The 21,664-nt window shown below is 53.7% G+C and carries 13 protein-coding genes; 4 read left to right on the top strand and 9 right to left on the bottom strand.

Annotation, left to right across the window (positions count from 1 at the left end):
• Positions 1–35: 35 nt before the first annotated feature.
• From SH527x_RS17655 to SH527x_RS17645, 3 genes are all read right to left on the bottom strand, one after another.
• Positions 36–470 carry a type II secretion system protein GspG gene (locus SH527x_RS17655; RefSeq protein ID WP_437192001.1) on the bottom strand — a complete coding sequence of 145 codons (435 nt, stop codon included), beginning with the start codon at positions 468–470 and terminating at the stop codon, positions 36–38.
• A 146-nt stretch (positions 471–616) separates the two neighbouring features.
• On the bottom strand, positions 617–1,825 hold the full coding sequence (locus tag SH527x_RS17650) for a type II secretion system F family protein (protein ID WP_437192000.1): 1,209 nt from the start codon (positions 1,823–1,825) through the stop codon (positions 617–619).
• Positions 1,826–1,880: 55 nt separating this feature from the next.
• Positions 1,881–2,738 (bottom strand): hypothetical protein, encoded by an 858-nt coding sequence (locus SH527x_RS17645; protein ID WP_437191999.1) that lies wholly within the window; start codon positions 2,736–2,738, stop codon positions 1,881–1,883.
• A gap of 374 nt (positions 2,739–3,112) precedes the next feature.
• Here SH527x_RS17645 and SH527x_RS17640 point away from each other — a divergent pair, with 374 nt between their 5' ends.
• Positions 3,113–7,063: a secretin N-terminal domain-containing protein gene (locus SH527x_RS17640; protein ID WP_437191998.1), complete on the top strand. Its 3,951-nt coding sequence runs from the start codon at positions 3,113–3,115 to the stop codon at positions 7,061–7,063.
• Positions 7,064–7,266: 203 nt separating this feature from the next.
• Positions 7,267–8,940 carry a GspE/PulE family protein gene (locus SH527x_RS17635; RefSeq protein WP_437191997.1) on the top strand — a complete coding sequence of 558 codons (1,674 nt, stop codon included), beginning with the start codon at positions 7,267–7,269 and terminating at the stop codon, positions 8,938–8,940.
• Positions 8,941–9,064: 124 nt separating this feature from the next.
• Here the strand turns inward: SH527x_RS17635 and dps are convergent, their stop codons facing one another.
• Together dps and SH527x_RS17625 are read right to left on the bottom strand one after the other, a co-directional pair.
• Positions 9,065–9,544, bottom strand: coding sequence for a DNA starvation/stationary phase protection protein Dps (gene dps, locus SH527x_RS17630; protein WP_437191996.1), 480 nt, complete (start codon positions 9,542–9,544; stop codon positions 9,065–9,067).
• A gap of 235 nt (positions 9,545–9,779) precedes the next feature.
• Positions 9,780–11,261: an aldehyde dehydrogenase family protein gene (locus SH527x_RS17625; protein ID WP_437191995.1), complete on the bottom strand. Its 1,482-nt coding sequence runs from the start codon at positions 11,259–11,261 to the stop codon at positions 9,780–9,782.
• A 421-nt stretch (positions 11,262–11,682) separates the two neighbouring features.
• Here SH527x_RS17625 and ribA point away from each other — a divergent pair, with 421 nt between their 5' ends.
• Positions 11,683–12,915 carry a GTP cyclohydrolase II gene (ribA, locus tag SH527x_RS17620; RefSeq protein ID WP_437191994.1) on the top strand — a complete coding sequence of 411 codons (1,233 nt, stop codon included), beginning with the start codon at positions 11,683–11,685 and terminating at the stop codon, positions 12,913–12,915.
• Between the two features lie 119 nt (positions 12,916–13,034).
• Here ribA and SH527x_RS17615 read toward each other — a convergent pair whose 3' ends face one another.
• From SH527x_RS17615 to SH527x_RS17605, 3 genes are all read right to left on the bottom strand, one after another.
• Positions 13,035–14,006: a Gfo/Idh/MocA family protein gene (locus SH527x_RS17615; RefSeq protein WP_437191993.1), complete on the bottom strand. Its 972-nt coding sequence runs from the start codon at positions 14,004–14,006 to the stop codon at positions 13,035–13,037.
• 352 nt (positions 14,007–14,358) lie between these two features.
• Positions 14,359–15,333: an ornithine carbamoyltransferase gene (gene argF, locus SH527x_RS17610; RefSeq protein ID WP_437191992.1), complete on the bottom strand. Its 975-nt coding sequence runs from the start codon at positions 15,331–15,333 to the stop codon at positions 14,359–14,361.
• A 77-nt stretch (positions 15,334–15,410) separates the two neighbouring features.
• A complete protein-coding gene (locus SH527x_RS17605) occupies positions 15,411–16,391 on the bottom strand; it encodes a 3'-5' exoribonuclease YhaM family protein (RefSeq protein ID WP_437191991.1) in 981 nt (326 codons plus the stop codon).
• A gap of 700 nt (positions 16,392–17,091) precedes the next feature.
• Between SH527x_RS17605 and SH527x_RS17600 the strand changes: the two genes are divergently transcribed.
• Entirely contained in the window at positions 17,092–19,698 is a 2,607-nt protein-coding gene (locus tag SH527x_RS17600) for a DEAD/DEAH box helicase (RefSeq protein ID WP_437194647.1), read from the top strand.
• Positions 19,699–19,938: 240 nt separating this feature from the next.
• Here SH527x_RS17600 and rpoD read toward each other — a convergent pair whose 3' ends face one another.
• Complete coding sequence (gene rpoD, locus SH527x_RS17595) at positions 19,939–21,636, bottom strand: RNA polymerase sigma factor RpoD (protein ID WP_437191990.1); 1,698 nt, start codon at positions 21,634–21,636, stop codon at positions 19,939–19,941.
• Positions 21,637–21,664 lie beyond the last annotated feature (28 nt).

The following is a 21,664-nucleotide window of genomic DNA, read 5'->3' as shown; positions in this document are numbered from 1 at the left end:
CACGGTGATTGATCGTTCATCGATTCAAGCACAAACTACTTCGTTGCTTCGGACCAGTTATTAATGTCGTCGCCGCCGCCGTTTTCGTTGGTCCGGTTTTCACCGTTTGACCAGATCGCAGGGCGCCCGGATTCGGAACGAGTACTTGGATACTCATAGTTCAATGGCTGGTTCCAGGCATCTGCCGGAACCTTGGTGTAAATAGGTTCGCTGCCATCTGGGCCCTTCTGCATCATCGCCTGAATCGATTCAGGATAGCTCCCCAGATTTCCCACTGCCCAGAGTTCTGCACTCTTCTCAAGGTTTGTGATGGCTGTTTTCGTAGTCTGAATCAACGCTCCACGTTGCTGGCCCAACAATCGTGGGACGGCCATCGCTGCAATCACACCGATGATCGCAAGCACGATCAAAATTTCGAGCAGAGTAAATGCAGAGCGACGACGAACCTGGCGGGCCAAACGAACTTTCATTGGTGCGACTCCAATAGTTTAAAGAGAACACTGCCTGTCGAATGAAACGACCAGCGAATGCTCCGGGATGATTTCTAAATGATCTTTCAAACCGACGGGGAACAACACCCCAGTCAAAACTGATTTCTTGTATTCACGTAACCGGACTAAGCCGACGAAGAAGACTGAAGAATGGGAAGTAATAACGCGACCACAACGAACAACACAATTGCCGCCAGGATGAGCAGCAGAATGGGTTCCAGCAAACGCACCGCCATTTCGACCTGACGGCTGGTCCGCTTTTCGAGGTTCTCGGAAATTCCGATCAGAACGTTTTCCAGATTATTCGCTTCCTCACCAACCGCAATCATTTCCACGATTTCTTCTGGAAACTGACCACTCGCCCCTAATGGCTTAGCCAGCGAGCGCCCCGTCGAAACATGCTCTGCCGCTTTGTCGATTGAAACGCTGAGAACCTTATTTCCGGTCGCGTCTTTCGCAATCTTCAGTGAATTCAAAACCGGCACACCGTTCCCAAGCAACGTGCCCAGAACGCGGCAAAATCTGGCAATCGCGAGACTTCTGGTGATCGGCCCCAATCCGAACGCCTTGAGCCGAAACTGATCCAGACGAAGGCGTCCATCAGCCGTTTTCAGGAATCGGTTTAATCCATAGATCGCAGCCGCAGCAATCGCCAGTCCATAAATCCAGTACGCCTGTGCCGCATTACTCATCGCGAGCAATGATTTCGTGGTCCACGGGAGTTCGCCCCGTTGCCGCATATTGTCGAAGATCGGCTCAAAATTCGGAACAAACCAGACCATCAATGCCGCAACGACAAGTCCCCCGACCGTCAGCAAAAAGATTGGATACACCATCGCGCCAACGACGCGGCCTTTCAATTCTTCCTGCTGTTCCGTGAAGTCGGCAATACGCTTGAGAACGTCTTCGAGAAAGCCCCCTTCTTCACCGGCCCTGACCATACTGATCATGAGCTCGTTAAAGGCTTTGGGATGCTGTCGCATGGCATCGTAAAGTCGCGATCCGTTCGCGACCTGATCACGAACCTCTTGCACCACGACTTTCAAAGCCGGATGCGTCGACTGCCGACTCAACAACTCCAGTGACCGCATCAACGGCACGCCGGAACGCAACAGATCCGCCAGCTGAGAATAGAAGACAGCCAGAATTCGAGGAGGGACGCGTCTGCCTAACTGCTTTTCAGACGCTTTGCTCGACGCCGAGACCTCAACATTGATTGGAAACAGGCTCCGAGAAGCAAGCGACGCGAGTACTTCCTTTTCGGTCGCAGCTGTCAGAACGCCAGTCACCTGCTTTCCGGAAAGCTCTCTCGCAATGTATTGGTAGTCTGGCATGAAGGCGGCGACACTGCTGGCGAAAAAGTCGGGGACTCAAAGTGAAACAACACTTTCAGCCTGCCCCGGAATTCAATTTCAGATAATGGGCGATAAAAGCATCCTTCGGCATTGATCCACTCAAATCAATCCCGGCTTCCATAAACTGCGACCGAATTCGAGTGGACCGCTTCCATTCTTCCTCATTCAGCTGACCATTTGCATCCTTGTCGAGAAGGCCAAACATCGACTTTGCTCGATTTGTCGTCGTTTCCAGACTGCTGTCAGATGCAGAAGCGGTCGAAACCTGTGTCGTCGCTGAACTTTGTATCCCGGAAACAGGGCTTCCTCCCCCCGCTGAGACAGCCATCGGAGACGCAGTTGTCCCAGATGCGGTCGGAGTCGAGGAAGTTGCCGCTAACACTGAGCTGGTCGCACCTTTCACTAGTTCAGACGGTGTCAAAAAGCCATCTCGATTGTGATCAAGGGCCGTGAACCCATTCAGATCGCCACGTTTCCACTGGCGCCATTCATAAAATGCAATCTGCCCGTCGCCATCGATATCGCCTTCCTTGAAATTCAGAGGAAGATCGACCGTAACTCGTTCTCTGGTCTGAAGAACCAAAGTTCGAGCAGGAGTGCCAACGGTGCCTGGTGCTCCGGAAGGGCTAGCGACCGCGGAGCCTGAAGGAACTGCCCCCGATGATGGCCCACTCATCTCCCGGCCATCACGAAACCCACCTGAGGACCCACGAAATTCAGATCCGCGTGACTCAGAACCGCGATAATCTCGCCCTCCGAATCCTCCTTCACCGCCGAAACTTCGGCCGGAGGAGCGGCGTGAATCCCAGCGACCGCCCTCTCCTGATGATCCGTAGGAGCCCCGACGCCCTTCATCCTGAGCAAACAGGGGGCTGACGCAGAAACAAAACAATAGGCAGAATTGTAAGTTTCGGAGAAGTTTACTTTTCTGCATAGAGTCCGATCCGAAAGTATGGTGACGGTGTTGCATACTGAGGTCCTCGGGACTGACTCCAAATTCAACACCGAAGAAGTCGAATCGGGCCGCGCCATTCAGACGAACCTTTTAGAATCACTCCGAATCGTTGCTTTGCCTAATTTTTTTGCATTGTATTATTGGCAATTATCCGAACAAGATACCAGACCAGTCCTTACGCAATGCCACCATCGGCCTGACATGAGAAAATCCTGACTTAAATCTCGTGCGGCATGAACTTTTGTACGTTCCGCACGTTTCGTCAGGAATAAGCATTGCGATCGGACTGGATCAGGAGTTTGAGAATGTTGATGCCCAGCCGTTTCAGATCAATTCGCATCGGAACCGTCGCGCTCTGCGGTGCCTTGATGGCGGGCTCACTCTTTGCCCAGGATTTCGGCTCAGGAGGTCCTGGTGGAAGTCGATTCGGCCAAGGTGGCCCGGGTGGCCCCGGCGGATTCGGTTCCTTTGGAGGTCGTTCCGGCGGCGGTCGTGGTCTGCTGGGAGAACTCTTCAGCGAATCGGCCAAGCTGGAACTCAAGATCACCGAAGAACAGCAGAAGCAAATTGATGCGCTGAATGAACAGCAGCGAAACAATAGCGACAGCTTTGGCGATATCCGCGAGCGCCTGCAGAACGCCCAGACGGAAGAAGAGCGCAATCAGGTCCGCGAAGACATGCGATTGCGAGGGGAAGAAAACCGGAAGAAGACAGACGAAGAGGTCAAAGCAATCCTCACGCCTGAGCAGGCCTCTCGTCTGAATCAGTTGCGCCTGCATCGAGAAGGCCCTGGGGTTTTTGGCCGTGACACTGAACTCGCAACCGAATTCGGGTTGAATGACGCTCAAAAAGAAGAGTTCCAGAAACTGAGCGGCGAATGGATGACGGCTCGATTTGGAATGCGCCGTGCCACAGACGAAGAGCGAAAACAGTTTGACGACGAATGGTCGGCCAAGTTTCTTGCCGTCCTCACCCCGGAACAGCGGACGAAGTGGACCGAACGGATCGGGGCACCGCCGAACGCGACTGCAACACCAACAGCAGCAACTACCGCACCCGGCATGAGCCCGGCACTCCCGCCAACTCCGCGAACGATCATCGTCGAGACGGTGCCTGAAGGGGCAAAGCCAGTTGCCACATTCACCCCCGGGGGAACCGGCATGGCACCCGCCACGCCTGCCGCTTCACCAGAGACGATCCCCGGCGAACCAACTGCGGAGAAGGCAACACCAGAACCAACGACTGGTGATCCGACTCGTCGCTTCTCATTCAACTTCCGTTACGCCCCGTGGGCCGACGTTTTGAAGTTGTTCGCCGAAGAAGCCAAGCTCTCTCTCGATTTGAATTCGCTGCCACCCGGCACGTTCAACTATTTCGATCAAGGCCGCTACACCCCGACAGAAGCGCTGGACATCCTCAATGGATACCTGCTTCCGAAAGGGTTCTGCCTCGTTCGTCGCGACGAGTTTCTTGTCTGCGTCAACATTGATGAACCAATTCCACCGAGTCTGATTCCGATTATTGCTCCAAGCGATCTGGAGTCTCGCGGTCGGAACGAACTGTTGACCGTCATCTTCCCACTTGAAGGGGTTGACGTCGAACAGATTGCGAGCGAAGTCAACAACATCCGTGGGCCACAAGGAAAAGTTGTTGGTCTGAAGTCGACCAACTCGATTCTGGTAACGGATATTGGATCGAACCTGCGACGAATCAAGAACCTGCTCGTCGATGTCACTGCTCGCGGTGGGCCGAACGATGTCACGTTCAAGTCTTATCAGGTGCAGCATATTCCAGTCTCTGATGCGGAAGCCATTGTGCGCAACCTGTTGGGGATCACCACCGGGGTCACCAATGTCAGTTCGTCACAAGAGGGATTCCGGGGCGGCGGGCGTGACTTCCGTGGCGGAGGGGGACCTCCAGGCGGCCAGCAACCCCCACAACAGCAACAAGCAGCGCGAGCCGCTGATCCAAATCAACCGCGTGTGACGACAGATCTCCGGACGAATCAGCTACTGGTCTCAGCAAAACTCTCCCAGCATTTGCTGATTGAGCAGGCTTTAAAAACAGTCGACGTTGGTGGTGAAGCAAGCACCTTCAGCCCAACCAGTACTCGGCCATTCCTGAAGGTCTATTCCGTCAACTCGTCCGACCCTCGGGAAGTCACAAAAACGATCGACGCATTGATGCCGGGCATCGTTGTGAACGACGACGCCCGAAACGGCAAAGTGCATATTCAGGCGTCACCTGATCAGCATCGTCAGGTCGAGATGCTGATCGCACAAATGGATGGTCAGGGAGGGGCTCGCCAGATTGCCGTGATCCCGCTGGCACAGCTCGACCCGCTTTCGGTTTCCAGCACGATCCGTTCGATGTTTGTCAAAGACACTGATGCACCAACGGTCGAAGCCGATTTGCTGGGACGTCAGTTGATGATTCGCGGTAGCAGCGATCAACTTACACAGATCCGCACCCTGTTAAATCAACTTGGTGAAGACGGCTCAACCCAACGCAACTCCAGCCTGGATCGGATTCGAACCCTGCAACTTGGCGGACGCGATCCAGCAGAATTGTTGCCGATCATTGAACGAATGTGGGGAACGAAGAACGGTTCCGATATTCGCATCGTCGATCCGACAGCGCGTCCAAACAATCGTACCCCAGCTCCAGCACGACCAACGGGGATGGATACTCCACCTTCACGGCATCCGCTGGAAACGAATGCGACAGAGCGTAGTGCCTCCCCTGCCCAGCAGGATTCTGTGAAGACTTCGCCACGTCGACGCGTTCCTGTTCGCAACGTCTCCCAGACGACGACAGAACCTGCAAGCAATTCTGAAACAGGTCCTGAGAAGAAGCCCGAAGCTGCAGAACAGCCGGCAACTCCAATTCCGTCAGCCAGCAGTCCACAGTCCGGTACGACGCAACCAGGTGCCGAGCGATCAGGCGCTGCTCCTGCAGGCACGGCTCCGTCAGGTACGGCTCCTGCGGAACAGAAGGCCCCGGCCGGTAAACTGACACCTGCTGATGAGAAGTTGTTTCAAGAGTTGGAGGCCTATTTAAAACAGGCCGAGACAAAGCAGGCGCCCCCTGATTCAAAAACGGCACCGACAGAACCGCGCCCCGGTGTGAACATCACCGTTGTCGGCGACGAACTCGTCATTTCATCCTCCGACCCACAACAGCTGGATGAACTTCAGCAACTTCTGAATCAGGCGATGCAGGCTGTTCCTCCGCGAATCACCTGGACTGTCTTTTCGCTGCGGTCATCAGACGCCACTGAAACCGCAGGAATGTTGAAACTGCTGTTTCCGATGGCGTCCGTCTCAGCAAGTTCTTCAGCCTCCAGCGGGAGCACGCTTGGAGGACTCGGCAGTTCGCTCGGTTCCAGTCTGCTGGGAGCAACAGGCCTCGATTCCCTGAACGCCAGCCCCCAGTTAAAGATCATTCCAGACGTACGACTGAACGCTCTCTTCGTGACCGGTCCTGCCGCACAGGTTCGGGAAGTTGAAGATATGTTGCGTGTGCTGGACGCCAGCGATCTTGGTGGAGACTCCATGCGAGACAAGACTTCCCGCATGCTGTTGGTAGAACACGCGAGTGCCTCTGAAGTCTACAACATCGTAAAAGAGGTCTATAAGTCTTATATCGAACCGCCCCGTGGGCAAGACCCAAACAATCCACTTGCCATGTTGGCGGCTGCCCGAGGAGGCGGAAATCGGAACGAGCAGCAGCAACCAGCAGCCAAGCTCGCGATCAGTGTAGACAACAACACCAACAGTCTCATTATCTGGTCAGATGAGCCGTTGTATCGGGAAGTCGAAGGGCTCGTAAAATCGCTGGATCAGGCTGCCGAAGAAGCACGTCGTTCGATCCACGTCATCTCCCTTGAGAACACAAATTCCACAGTGATGCAGGGAGCCCTGAACTCGATCATTCCACAAGTAAAAATCAGTACCTCAGGCTCCCGAAGCGGGGGAACGACTTCCAGCACACCTCCTGCTTCGACACCGGGTGCCCAGCCAGGTAGCAGCAACCCGGATCAGATGCGACAAATGTTCGAACAGCGAATGCGGGAACGGATGCAACAAGGGGGCGGATCCAGTGGGCCAACAGGCGGCCCGACAGGTGGAGGCTTCGGAGGATCTCGTGGATTCGGAGGTTCCGGTAGCGGCTTTGGTGGATCACGTGGATTTGGAGGCCAAGGCGGAGGTGGCTTTGGCGGGTCGCGTGGATTCGGAGGAAGCGGACGAAGCGGTCGCTAAACGGGTTTGGGCTCGCATGCGGCCCCGCAGCAAAGTTCACGCAACCGCATCTGCATGAAACGCTCCTCCACTTGTGAAACGCGTTTCTCGCAATGTCGAAGCCGGGAGATTGACTTGAATGTTGCCCAGAATGCGATCGGGGTCGTTACACTGCAATCTCCACACAGTCACAAACGCCAGTCTTCCCAATCGGCAGCAGATAAATGAATATCGGATCGCTCCTGCTGGCAAGCGGACTCATCACCCCTCAGCAATTAGAAATTGCCCAGCAGCAATACGCCGGAAAACGGATCGATCAATCATTGGTCGAAATGGGGATTCTGCGCGAAGACGAAGCCCTTCGTTTACTCTCCAACGAACTCGGGATGCCTTACGTTGATCTGAAGGAGTTTGAAGTCGATCGTGATCTGCTGAATCGGTTTCCGACATCGGCGATCTTTCGATTCGAATCAATGCCGCTGGATCGTCAGCATGGTCACGTTCGTATCGCCGTTTCCGATCCATTCGACTTTGAAGCGATCGATGAATTAGGGACGCTAGGAGGAGAGCGAGTCCAACCGGTGCTCGCGTGTCGTAACGAGATTCTCGATCTGATTAAACGGAATCTCGGCGTCGGCGGTGACACGATCAAAGAACTCGTCGCCCAGCGCGCTGACGAGATCGATCTGCTCGATGAAATCCCTGCCGAGATGGGTGAACTGGCTGAATCAGCTCAGGCCCCATCGGTGATCCGACTGGTGAACGAACTGCTCATCGAAGCACTCGAACAACGCACTAGCGACGTCCATCTGGAACCGCAGGAAGCAGGGTTAATCATCCGCTTCCGCATCGACGGCCTGTTAAGGGTGCAGAACGTCCCACCAGAGATCAACCACTTCGCGTCATCGATCGTCACCCGACTGAAGATCATGTCCCGGCTCAACATCGCCGAGAAACGTCTTCCACAGGACGGTCGTATCAACATGCGGGTGCAAGGACGCGATATCGACGTCCGTGTTTCCATCATTCCAATGCTTCATGGGGAAGGTGTCGTTCTCCGTCTTCTCGACAAGCAGCGTATGGTGTTCGACCTGAAAGGGGTCGGAATGCCGCAGGACACTTATGATCAGTTTCACAAACTGATCGCTCTCCCACACGGAATTGTTCTGGTGACAGGCCCAACAGGGTCAGGAAAAACGACCACGCTTTATAGTGCGCTCAGTGAGATTAAAGACCCGAGCGTCAAGATTATTACGGTTGAAGATCCTGTCGAATATCAGCTTGCCGGGATCAGCCAGATTCAGGTTCACTCCAAGATCGGGCTGACATTCGCAGCCGGGTTGAGAAGTATTCTCCGTCACGACCCTGACATTGTGCTGATCGGGGAAATTCGAGACGGCGAAACAGCGACGAGTGCAATTCAGGCATCACTCACTGGTCACCTTGTGTTCAGCACATTGCACACGAACGATGCTCCCGGTTCATTTACCCGACTCGTCGACATGGGTGTGGAACCTTATCTCGTATCGAGCACCGTCGAAGGAATTCTTGCCCAGCGCCTGTTACGCCGACTCTGTATGCGATGCAGGCAGCCGCACACGTATTCTCCAGATGAACTCCCGCCAGATTTGCCGGAACTCGCCGGCCGCCAACTCTATGCTCCCAAAGGTTGCCGTGACTGCCGCGACACCGGGTACTCTGGTCGAACAGGAATTCACGAACTCCTGATCAACGACGAAGAGATTCGACATCTCTGCAACGAACGGGCCAGTACCGGAGCCATCCGAAACAATGCTCTCAAAAAGGGCATGGTCAGTCTGCGTATGGCGGCCTATCGAAAGATGCTCGACGGAACGACGACACTGGAAGAAGTCATGCGAATCACTCGCGGTGAATAGTCATAGGAGACCGATTCCGACCGTGATCGGTTCCAAAAAATAGAGCCGTCGACACAAGCTGCGATCTCGATCGCTTGTGTCGACGGCTTTTCTTTGAAATCAATCTCTTCAACGTGAACGCAGATTACTCAGCGTGAAGATGAGCTTCGACAAACCACAGGTACTTATCGGTGAGACGCGAGATCTGTGTAAACAGGTCTGCAGTCCCGGCGTCATTCAGTTCGTTGGCACGTTCAATGTCTTCGCGAACCGCCTTGCCGAAGATCGCCAAAGTCGATGAAAGTGCATCAACGTGGGCGCGGCCGGTGTGGCTTGCTGACTGGTATGCTGGCAACGTTGTTCGTCGGGCCACGCTCTGCAGTTGACCATCAGCGTTCCCGCCGAGAGCAACAATGCGTTCGGCGACTTCGTCCGTCTGCTCTGCAAATGCAGAATAGACTTCGTCGAACAGCTTATGGAGCGAAATAAACCCAGGGCCCTTCACATTCCAGTGCGCCTGCTTCGCTTGCAGCGTGAGATCGATGATATCGGCCAAACGGGCGTTCAACACAGTGCAAATCTGGGCACGGTGATCAGGAGTCAAATCAATCTTCGAAGGATTCATAGTGCTCAACAGCCTCTCATAAAAGAGATACAACGCCCTTGGTCACACATTGCCCGAAGTGGGTAACGAATAACATGAAGGGCGTTTGCAGATCGCTTTCAATACCGAAATGAAGTGCCATCGCGCCCCTTCATCTCTGCAAAGCATCTGCAAGATCCTGAAAACGATCAGTTAAACCGAAGGTCTCGTGACATCCGAAGAATGCGTGCGAAACCTGAAGTCACTCCCGTTCACCTTAATCTAGACTGACTGTGACCGTTTTCAACTCCGTATAGTTGCTTAATGCTGCTTCGCCGAGTTCGCGACCGATGCCTGAGTGTTTGAAGCCACCAAATGGAGCTCCGGCATCGAAGACATCGTAACAGTTCACCCAGACGGTTCCTGCACGAAGCCGCGCCGCAACCTGATGTGCCTTAGAGACATCTCTGGTCCAGACCGCCGCAGCCAGACCAAAGTTTGTTCGGTTCCCTCGCTCGACAACTTCGTCAAGGCTTTCGAACGGAAGCACACTGAGCACTGGACCAAAGATCTCGTCGCGAGCGATCTCCATGTCGTCGGTCACGTTGTCGAAGACAGTCGGTTCAATGAAGAATCCTTTGTCTCCGTGACGGTTCCCGCCAATCACGCAATCGGCCCCGGCCTTCTTGCCGAGTTCGATATACTTCATGATCTTGTTGAACTGCTCGCCATCGATTTGCGGCCCGTGCGTCGTATCCAGATCGAATGGGTTCCCAGGTCGTCTCTGTGATGCTTTTGCCGCGAGCTCTTTTACGAAGTCTTTGTGAATCGACTTCTCAACAAACAGTCGACTTCCGGCACAACAGCACTGCCCTTGATTGAAAAACAGACCAAACTCGGAACCATGAATCGCCGCTTCGATATCCGCATCTGCGAAGATGATGTTCGGACTCTTGCCCCCCAGTTCAAACGTGGTTCGTTTCAGAGTATTAGCGGATTCCCGCATAATGATCTGACCGGTCTCAGTTGAACCGGTGAAGGCGATCTTGTCGACACCGGGATGCTTCACAATTGCGGCACCGGTATCGCCATAACCCGTCACGATATTGATGACTCCATCCGGGAAGCCAGCTTCCTGAGCCAGTTCAGCCAGACGCAAACAGGTGAGCGGTGTTTGTTCGGCAGGCTTCATCACAATGGTGCAGCCCGCTGCGAGTGCCGGTCCCCATTTCCATGAAACCATCAGAGCTGGAAAGTTCCAGGGAATGATCTGACCGACAACACCGACCGGTTCTTTCCGTGTGTACGAGAAGTAATTTCCACGGACAGGAATTGTCTGACCATGCAGCTTGTCTGCCCAACCGGCGTAGTATCGCAGTACGTCAACCACCAGCGGAATATCGGCATTCAACGCGTCGACAATCGGCTTCCCGTTATCGAGTGTTTCAAGGGCAGCCAGTTCTTCAAGATCTTCTTCAACCAGATCAGCCAGCTTATAAAGCAGACGCCCACGATCCCGAGCATCCATCTTTGACCATGGTCCGGAATCGAACGCCCGTCGTGCCGCTTTCACCGCCAGATCAACGTCGGCGGCATTCGCTTTGGCAACAACAGCAATTTCTTCTTCTGTGGCCGGATGATGAGATGTAAACGTCTCACCAGAGACAGAATCCTGCCATTTCCCATCAATGAACAGCTGCGTCCGAGGGAGTTCAGGGCGAGCATAGATCTTTTTATTTGAGGCAACACTGGTCGACATTGAGCACTCCTTGATGTTGCAAATTCGGTCTGAAGCCGATCGACACCTGAAATTCAGGCGATGTCATTCAAGATAAGAGGACGCAGGCAAGCACTCCCGGAACGAGAATCCGTCAGTTCACATCACGCCCGTAGAAACTGACGTGCCAATCACATCCCCTTCAGCAAACAAATCAAAATTTCCGCTTCTGTTATTCTTGCCTGTTCCGATCCTGGAGTCCAGTACTGTCAGCGGATCGCATCAAGAACATTTAAAATCAGATTTCCATTAGGAATTGACAACGAAACCAATCCTTTGTTCTTCAGAGTTCTGTCAGGAGGGAGGCTGCTCCCCTCTTCAGGAATGGATATGATATAATGTCAGGTTCAGGCCACGGCCTGACCTGCCCTCCATGTCTCCTCGTTGCTGAGAACCGGATCTCATGTCAGACGACCAACTGCCATTTTTGAATACGCTCAACGAAGCTCTGCAACACCTGAAGTCAGGCGGGATGGTCGTGGTACTGGACGCCCAGGACCGCGAAAACGAAGGCGATCTCATTTGTGCCGCAGAGTTTATGACTCCGGCTACAGTTGACTTCATGCTTCGTAAAGGAGCCGGTGTTTTGTGTGCTCCCATCACACAAGAGACAGCAGACCGCCTGCGGTTGGGGCCCATCGTCGACCGGGAATCGAACAACAGCCCGCACCAGACACCGTTTCTCATTCCGATTGACCACCGGGATAGCGGAACCGGCGTCAGCGCCAACGCTCGGGCGACGACACTCCGAGCACTCGCCAGTGGCGACAGCATCGCGAGCGACTTTGTGCGACCTGGACACATCTCCCCGTTACTGGCACGTGAAGGGGGAGTGCTGCGTCGCGCTGGTCACACCGAAGCCACCATCGACCTGATGAAAATGGCGGGACTGACACCAGTCGGCTGTCTGATTGAAATCTGCAGCCAGCGTGGGTCAGGCATGGCAGATCTGGACGAACTCCGTGAGATTGCCAACGAATACAAACTGCCAATGATCTCCATTTCGCAGATCATTCAACACCGTCGTGTCCGCGAAAACCTGATTCGCCGCGAAGTGGAAGTGGAAATTCCAACGCAAGAATTTGGAACACCCAAGTTTATCTCCTATCGCGTTGAACATGACATTCAGGAACCGCTGGCAATTGTCTGGGGAGACCTGACGAGCATTGAAGCCCCGCTGGTGCGAATGCATTCTTCCTGCTTCACCGGAGACATTCTGGGATCACTGCGTTGCGACTGTGGAGACCAGCTTCACATGGCCATGCAGATGATCGTGAACGAAGGCTGTGGAGCGGTCGTTTATCTTCCTCAGGAAGGTCGTGGCATCGGGCTGACCGCCAAGCTGAAAGCCTACCAGTTGCAGGATCAAGGGTTCGACACGGTTGAAGCGAACCATCGACTCGGCTTCAAAGCAGACCTGCGCGACTACATGGTCGGGCTGCAGATCCTCAAAGATCTGGGTTTGAAGCAAGTTCGCATTCTGACAAACAATCCCAAGAAGACCGAAGCATTCGAAGAATGGGTTGACCTGAAAGTGGTCGCTCAGGTTCCGATCATTGCTCCACCGCACGAGAAGCGGTCAAAGTACATGGATACCAAGCGACAAAAAATGGGACATCTCCTTCCGCCACAGTAACGGGACTTGTGTGCCGTCACTGACCGAAGGCAAGGATTCAAAACGAAAGAAGCCGCACTCAATTTGAGATGCGGCTTCTTCTTTTTTAATGGGAACCGATTCGCTCAAAGCGAACAGGCTTACTTCCCGATGTTCAGTTTCACTGGTTTTCCACCCTGACGATGGCTTTCGTTTGCTGCTTCCATGAATGCCAGAATTTCGAGTGAATCGTCATTGCTGACAGGAACAACACCTGTGCGGAAGAACTTCAGGATCTCGACCAGCATTGGATCGTAACCCACTTTAATCGCGGTCGTGACATTCCCTTTACTGCCGAATGCGGTCAGCCCATATCCTGGCTTGCCGGCTCGCATGCCACGGTAGGTCGCAACTCGACCGTCTTTCCATGTCCCGACAACCACGTCAACGCCATCGGTTCGGGTGCAGGTAACAGTTTCACATCCTGGTCCCATAACAGTGAAGACCATTTCAACGCCGTGAATTCCGTACCAGAACAGATCAGGGTGAGAAACCTGAGTTGCACTTGGGCTGAACACAGCACACCCGATGACATCGCCCAAAGCCGGGTTGGAACGGACGTCTGCAACACCTGGGGAAAACCTCAATGATGATGAAGTGAAGCACGGCACGCCCTTGGCTTTCGCCAGCGCGAAGATCTCTGCTCCATCTTTCACAGATGTCGAGAGTGGCTTGTCGACGAAGAGTGGCTTTCCAGCAGCAATGACCTGTCGTGCCTGATCAAGGTGAACGCGACCATCGACACTGGTGATGATCACGGTATCGACGAGTGGCATCAGTTCTTCGATTGAACCAACAATCTTGACGCCAGCTTCTCGCAGTGTGTTGGTATAGCCTTCAACACGATCAGCACTCGTTGGCAAGTCCGGGCTTCCACCTGGAAACGCAGCAACAATCTTGGCGTTCTCTAAGCCTGGCAGAGAAGGATTTGCATTCACGGATTTCGTAAACGCTGTTGCGTGCGAGCTATCGAGTCCGACAAGACCGATCTTCAATGGCTTCTCATCCGCCATTAACATCCCTCCGCTGAGCCCGAGGATGACAGTGCACAGCAACTGAATTTTTCGAAGCATTTTGATCACAGGAATCCCCAAATTCTGAGTCGTTTACTCGGTCATGTGTCGGAACCGCGTTACGAAGATCCTCAAAACAGAAAACGATCAGGCAAACTGTCTTTGAAGCCAAAGACTCGCCCAATATTCAACACCTGAAACATTAACCGGATTGAGGACGCACGTCACCTCAAAGATATGTCGTGATATCAGTCAACGCAATCCATACAACAAAATTGACAGATGCCATTCGGAGGGGCGTCAACAAAAAAGCAGCCATCCAATGAGGACGGCTGCTTCGATTGTGACTCAGTCAAATCAGGCGGTCGACTTTCGAGAACGACGATGCGCTCTCAAGAGAAACCGAACCGACCTAACGTGGCTTCTTCTTGGTCTTTGTCTTCCCGGCCTGACCTTTGGCCGACTTCTTCTGACCTTCGTCCAGCAACCAGACAATAAGTCCTTTAGCGAGGTGCATCCGGTTTTCAGCCTGTCGGAACACAACGCTTCGTGAATCGTCCATCACGCCATCGTCCACTTCCAACCCGCGTCGGGCAGGCAGACAGTGCATGAACAAGACGTCCGGACCAGCCGCATCGAGCAATTTGGACGTGACCTGAAAATCGGCGAAGATCTTGGCGCGTTCGTCCTTCTCGGTCTCCTGCCCCATACTTGCCCAGACGTCGGTGTAGATCACGTCTGATCCCGGCGCGGCTTTCTTCGCACTGTTCAACTGCTGAACTTCCAGTTCGGGGAACATCCCCTTCACCTGAGCAACAAATGGCTCGGGAAGTTCAAACCCCTTGGGAGCAGCGATACGGAACGTGGCACCAACATGCCCGCAGGCAACCGCGAGTGACTTGGCGACGTTGTTTCCGTCCCCGATGTAGGTGATCGTCTTCCCGGCCGCATTGCCAGAAACTTCTTCGATCGTCTGAATATCCGCCAGTGCCTGGCAAGGGTGATAATCATCCGACAGGGCATTGATAATCGGGCAACCGGCATATTCCCGGAAAATCTCAATCAGCCCTTGAGAGAAGGTCCGCAATGTGATGACGTCGGAATATCCTCCGAGCACCTGAGCGATGTCTTCTTTGGTTTCGCGCCCCTCGAAACCTGCGTCTTTGCTGCTTAAAAAGATGCTTCGCCCGCCAAGCTGACTCATGGCGACTTCAAAGCTGACTCGGGTGCGCAGCGATGGCTTCTCGAAAACCTGCGTCAGAACCATGTTCTCACACAAGGACGGGCGCTTCCCTTTTTTCAGATTCGATTTCAGGCGCGCCGCCAGCTTGAGGATGTCTCGCACATCACCACTGGACAATTCCAACAATGTCGTCAAATGCCGCATAGGTTCATTTCCGGTTAACTGATCCGGGAAAGAGAACGAGCGCTGAAGCCGCAGGATCTGCACTGAGTTCAATCAGTTCAATTGTTCCAATCGCTTCCGCTTCCCTTAAAGAGCTTTCGTTGCATATTCGCCTGATATGGAGTCCAGTTCGAACCAGAGTTCGGGTCGGATTCAATCAGTGACATGAACTCATTTGTTTTCGCATCCAGATTATCGAGGTAATGCAACGCGATTGCCTCAGGTGTCATCGGGAGCTTCGGACTGCCAAACTCATACGTGCCGTGATGGCTCAGAATGAGATGTTTCAGTCGCATGGCCTTCTCGACAGGAAACGGGCGCCCTGTCATTTGCTCCGTTAATCGAAGCTTGTCATTCAGCATCTCAACGCCGATGACAAGGTGTCCGATCAATTGTCCTTCGTCCGTGTAAACGAAGGTTGTGTCGTAGCTCAACTCGCGAATCTTCCCCAAATCGTGCAGGAAGACACCTGCCAGCACGAGGTCGTAGTCAACCTTGGGATACAGATCGGAGATCCGCAGTGCCGCTTCAGCCAGAGTCAGAATATGCTCAAGCAGCCCACCGTGAAACGCGTGGTGCAGGCGGATTCCGGCGGGAGCCTGTCGCAACCCGTCGAGCACTTCCTGATCATCCAGAAACGTTCCCATCAGGGCACGCAGATCAGGGTCTCTCAATGAAAGGAGAATCTCTTTCAAGCGGGACAACTGACGTTCGGTATCGCCGGAGGACTGCTGAATAAAATCATCCAGCGAAAGATTCTCGCCAGTAACAGCATCAATGCGAGTCAGGATCAGCTGCAGGTTCCCCTGGAACAGCTGTACTTTCCCACGCACCTTGACGTAGTCGCCAGGACGCAGGTGTGACACATGTTGGTCTGTCACATTCCACAGCAGGCCAGAGATCTGCCCTGTTTTGTCTCTCAATTGAGCAAGCAGGTAGGTATCGCCATTGCGATTTGCGCGCACCTGCCGATCAGCCAACAGAAAGACTTCATCAAGAGTCTCACTGTCTTGTAACAGGTTCACAAAGCGACGCGACATGACGCAGGCCTTCTCAAATATTAAAGCGTCACGGAGAAAGGAAACGAAAGATATTACTGACGGAATCAGCCAGCCACAATCGTCGCACCAGTGACTTGACCCGTTTTTACAGGGAATCTACGGGACGCATCTCCCCCATCACCCAGCCCTTTCAGACGGAATCCAGAGAGGAAACGACCGGCCTCGACGCTCACCTGACATGCAGCAACTCGCCACGACTCTCCGTTCATCACCCGCCTTCGGTCGACCTCCAAGCTTGACTCAGCAGGAAAACAAACCCGCAACACGAAATCCGCAAGTCCATTACAAGAAGCCACTTAAAGCAGAAACAACAAATCAAATCCGCTGTCGCCGCACCACCACAAATCGCATTCATTCAGTAAGTCGGGTTCGCATCGATTGAGGACAATTGATTACCAGATCCAATTTTCACTTCAGGCCCAATCCGCTCGATTTTCACCAACACGCTTCAAAAACTGACTTCACTGTTCAGTGCAAATCAACTGACGAGAGTTTGGCAATTGTTCCTGATTTGAGCTGAATTGCCCTCTGACACATTCTCACTGGAAATCCATGGGGCCCAAGCTTCCTCGTCCCGTAAGGCACCAGAAATCGCTACCATGTGGCGAACGCCTTGAGTTCCGGAGCACCAGTGACCAGTTCAAACGATCCCATCCCCAGCCGCGACGATCTGGCGGCGATGTACCTCGATCAGCTTCAATACGCGCCATATAAAGTCCAGGAGGACGCGTTGCTGACCTGGTTCTCTGACAATGAGGGGATTCTCGTCTGCGCCCCCACCGGAACCGGAAAAACGCTGATCGCCGAAGCCGCCCTGTTTGAGGCCCTGCACACCGGCAAAACGGCTTACTACACCACTCCTCTGATCGCATTAACCGAACAGAAGTTTACCGAACTTCAGGAAGCGGCCGTTCGTTGGGGATTTTCTGCCGACGACATCGGGCTCCTCACCGGAAACCGAAAGGTCAATCCGAACGCACCCATTCTGGTGGTTGTCGCCGAGATTTTGCTGAATCGTCTTCTGCACCCAGACGGGTTCGATTTCACGAACACCAGCGCGGTCGTGATGGACGAATTCCATAGCTTCAATGACCCGGAACGCGGTGTTGTCTGGGAACTCTCACTCGCACTGCTGCCAAAGCACGTCAGGCTGATGCTCCTGTCCGCAACGGTCGGGAATTCCGTTGACTTCATTCTCTGGCTCCGCCGTGAACACAATCGCAAGGTCCAGTTAATTCAAAGCACTGACCGCAAGATTCCACTGGAGTTTCACTGGGTCGGCGATGAATTTATTCCTGATCAGCTCGAACAAATGCAGGATGGTTCAGCTGAAACGCGACGGACTCCCGCCCTCGTGTTTTGCTTCAATCGCGAAGAATGCTGGATTCTTGCAGAGCAGTTAAAAGGGAGAAACATGCTGCGCGACGGTCAACAGAAAGAGTTGGCCGTACGTTTGGAACAGTGGGACTGGAAAGGCGGGTCCGGACCGAAACTGAAACAACTTCTCATGCGAGGAGTTGGAGTTCACCACGCTGGCTTGCTTCCCAAATACCGCCGTCGCGTCGAGAAGCTTTTTCAGGAACGCCTGCTGTCAGTTTGCCTCTGCACTGAAACTCTTGCTGCCGGTATCAACTTGCCAGCGCGTTCCGTTGTCTTGACGTCGCTGGTCAAAGGCCCACCTGGCAAGAAATCACTTGTCGATGCCAGCACTGCACACCAGATCTTTGGACGAGCCGGTCGCCCTCAGTTTGACACGCAGGGACATGTCTATTCACTCGCTCATGAAGACGACGTGAAGATGGCCCGCTGGAAGAAACAATACGATCAGATTCCCGAAGACACCAAAGACCCGAACCTGATTCGTGCGAAGAAGCAGTTAAAGAAAAAGATGCCGAAACGGCGTCCAAACGATCAATACTGGAACGAAGAACAGTTCCGGAAAGTCATCAGTGCGCCACCAGCTCACCTGAGCAGCAAAGGGCAACTCCCGTGGCGACTGCTGGGCTATCTCCTCCAGCTTTCACCAGATGTCAGCCGCCTGAGTTCCTTTAACCGGAAACGACTTCTCCCCCCCAAAGCGCTGGAGAAGGCCGACGAACGACTCGCCGATCTGTTGCTCACTCTCGCGACAGGTGAGTTCATCACACTTGATCCACCACCGCCAGAACCACTTGTGTTGGCATTTCGCGACTGGCCGATGCCGGAAGATCTTTCAGTTCCGCAACCCGGCGCAGAACCGGCCCCGGAATCAGACACTGAATCAGAAATCGAGCCTGACTCGCCGATCCCAAATGGAGACGACGACGCAGACTTTGGTCTGGGAGTTCTGGAAGAGACGGCAGAAGAAAAGACATCAGCAACGACGACAGTTGCCACAGTAGAGTCGGACGAATCCGCGACGAGCGAGCACGCCGAAGTACCACCTGAAACGACAGAAGTCACAGAGAATCAAGAGCCGGCGAAGCTGGGTCTGTTTGGATCGCTCCTGCAACAAGCACTCAAGAAAGAGGTCGAGCCACCCGCTCCTAAATCTCAACCGAAGGCAACTCCAACAAAGCCGATTGAGGTCCCGGCATCACGTGAGGTCTATCTCCCAAAGATTGCTCAGCCGACTGAGCGATTAACCCAGATGATGCAGTTCCGCAGTTGCCATCCGATTTATGGGATGTTCCTGCTCGATCACCTTGGACTTGCGGACCGCTGCGAGCGAATTCAGCTTCTGGAAAGCGTTCTGGAAATCGCAGGTTCGATTCTGCCGTACGTTCGCGTCCCACCTCCATCGGAATTGCCACCCGGTCCCCTTGCCGTTCATCGCATTAACCCGGAGTTGATGCGGCGTGGATTGATTACACAGCGCGAACTCGATCCAAGTTCAGTCGAACCAGAATTCGATTCATTCGGAAAGCCGATCCGTGTCTGGCCAGTGCCACTCGGTGACAGGATGCGACGCCTGTTCGACAACGAGTTTCCTGGGGTTCAGGATCTGCGAACCCGGTCGGTCTGGGTCGTTGGCGACCTGATCACCGTCGGTGGTGACTTCAACAAATACGTCACGACACGCGACCTCACCAAGCAGGAAGGGATCATCTTCCGCCACTGCCTGAGAATGATTCTGCTGTGCGAAGAATTCGCGGAACTCTGCCCTGCCGGCATCACTCACGAAGAGTGGAAATCCGACCTCGCGTGGATTTCAGAAGTGCTGATCAACAGCTGCCGGGAAGTTGACCCGGAAAGTACAGATAAAGCACTCGAAGCGATGGAAGCTGCTGCCGTCGCTCTCGGGTAACGACGAAACTCACTCGGACGCATAAATAGCGTGTTCAAACAAACAGCCGGGAGCCTTCGATTTGAAAGCTCCCGGCTGTTTTTTCATTCAAGGTCACAGACCGTCACGAGACAGATATGAACTGTCATTCCACCAATACGAGAGCGGTTCTTGAACTGGTGTAGCGTGACTGGCACGCGGCATTCAGATTTCTCCTATCGAGAAGGCTGCTGCGCGGCCAACATGATAGACCGATACGGTCTAATTGGCGGAGACGTTCAAAGCGAGACGCTCAAGGAATCCCTGAAGCTGCTTCGCCCGAGCTGGATGCTGGAGCTTGCGAACAGCCTTGGCTTCGATTTGACGCACACGTTCACGTGTCACTTTAAAGATGCGTCCGACTTCTTCGAGAGTGTATGTGTAACCATCTCCGAGACCGTAACGCAGCTTGATAATTTCACGTTCACGATACGTGAGAGTCTTCAGGACTTGATCAATCTTGTCCTTCAGCATCTCCTGAGCCGCCTGACTGACAGGATTGTATTCGCTGGTGTCTTCCAGAAAATCCCCGAACAGGCTGTCATCGTTTTCGCCAACCGGTTTGTCGAGACTCACCGGAGTGCGAGACATTTTCAGAACGCGACGTGCTTCTTCGACATTGACGTCGGCAGCTTCTGCAACTTCTTCAATTGTCGGTTCACGTCCCAGTTCCTGCACAAGAGCTTTACTGACGCGACGCAACCGTGACATGGTTTCAATCATGTGCACAGGAATACGAATCGTTCTGGCCTGATCCGCAATCGCGCGAGTAATCGCCTGTCGAATCCACCATGTCGCGTAAGTGGAAAACTTGTATCCGCGGCGGTGCTCGTATTTATCGACAGCACGCATCAGACCTGTATTGCCTTCCTGAATGAGATCCAGGAAGCCAAGTCCGCGATTGCGATACTTCTTGGCAATCGACACTACCAAACGCAAGTTCCCTGCCGACAGGTCACGCATTGCCTGATCATATGCGGCATATCGGGCGTGAATCTCACGCACTCGATTCGTGATGGAGGCCGGCGTTTCCAGCGTCAACTTCATCAGATCGCGGAGTTCTTGCTCATAGTTCGCTCGGGTGTCCTTCAACAGGCGATCCCCGGCGATTCGTTTGATCTCGAACTGCAACTCTCGCATCCGTCGGGCAATTTGCTCCAGTCGCCGAATCAATGGTTGCAAACGCTGGGTTCGCAAACTCATTTCTTCAAGCAGTGTCACGACCTTGCGGCGGCGTTGATCCAGTGCTGCCTGAGCAACAGAGTTGACGTTTGTATTTGATTCCAGAGACGAAGGAATCTCAAACTCCTGCTCGTTCTTGTCCAGCAAGACTTTGACAGTGCGCAGGTTATGTGGCATGCGCTTGGTGACCTGATCGCGCTCGGTACATTCCGTGAGCGAAATCTTGATCGTCCGGTCGAACGGGAGTTCCCCTCGTTCCACTTTCAACAGAGTTTCATAAGCGTCACGTGAGATAAAGTGACACTCCAGAAGAGTGCGTCGAAAACGCTTTCTGGTCACTTCGATCTTCTTCGCGAGCGAGATTTCTTCTTCGCGTGTCAGAAGCGGAATCTCTCCCATCTGAGAGAGGTACATCCGCACAGGGTCGTCAATCGCACGACCGCCCCCGGTCTCGACAATGCCAGACAGATTCACTGTCTGCAATTTACGAACAACAGTTTTACGAGCCTTCCCGGCAGGCTTCTTCTGATCAACGACAACAGGAGGTGGTGGAGGAGGAGCGCTCTTTTCGTCACGGATATTCAGGCCGAGCTCTTCCAGCGAGATCAGCAGAGAATCGATCTTCTCAGGGTTCACAGCTTCGTCCGGGAGGAAGCTGTTGATCTGACTGAATGTCAGATACCCTTGAGTTTGTCCCAGTTCGGTCAGTACCCGCAGGCTTTCGTCCAGTCGATACATAGATGTCGTCTCCAAAGCCGATTCGATC

Origin of the sequence: Planctomicrobium limosum, from assembly GCF_051465645.1 — a bacterium.
Taxonomy (GTDB): Bacteria; Planctomycetota; Planctomycetia; order Planctomycetales; family Planctomycetaceae; genus Planctomicrobium.
The sequence above is the reverse complement of the archived record's forward strand: the minus strand, read 5'-3'. Positions and strand labels throughout refer to the sequence as shown.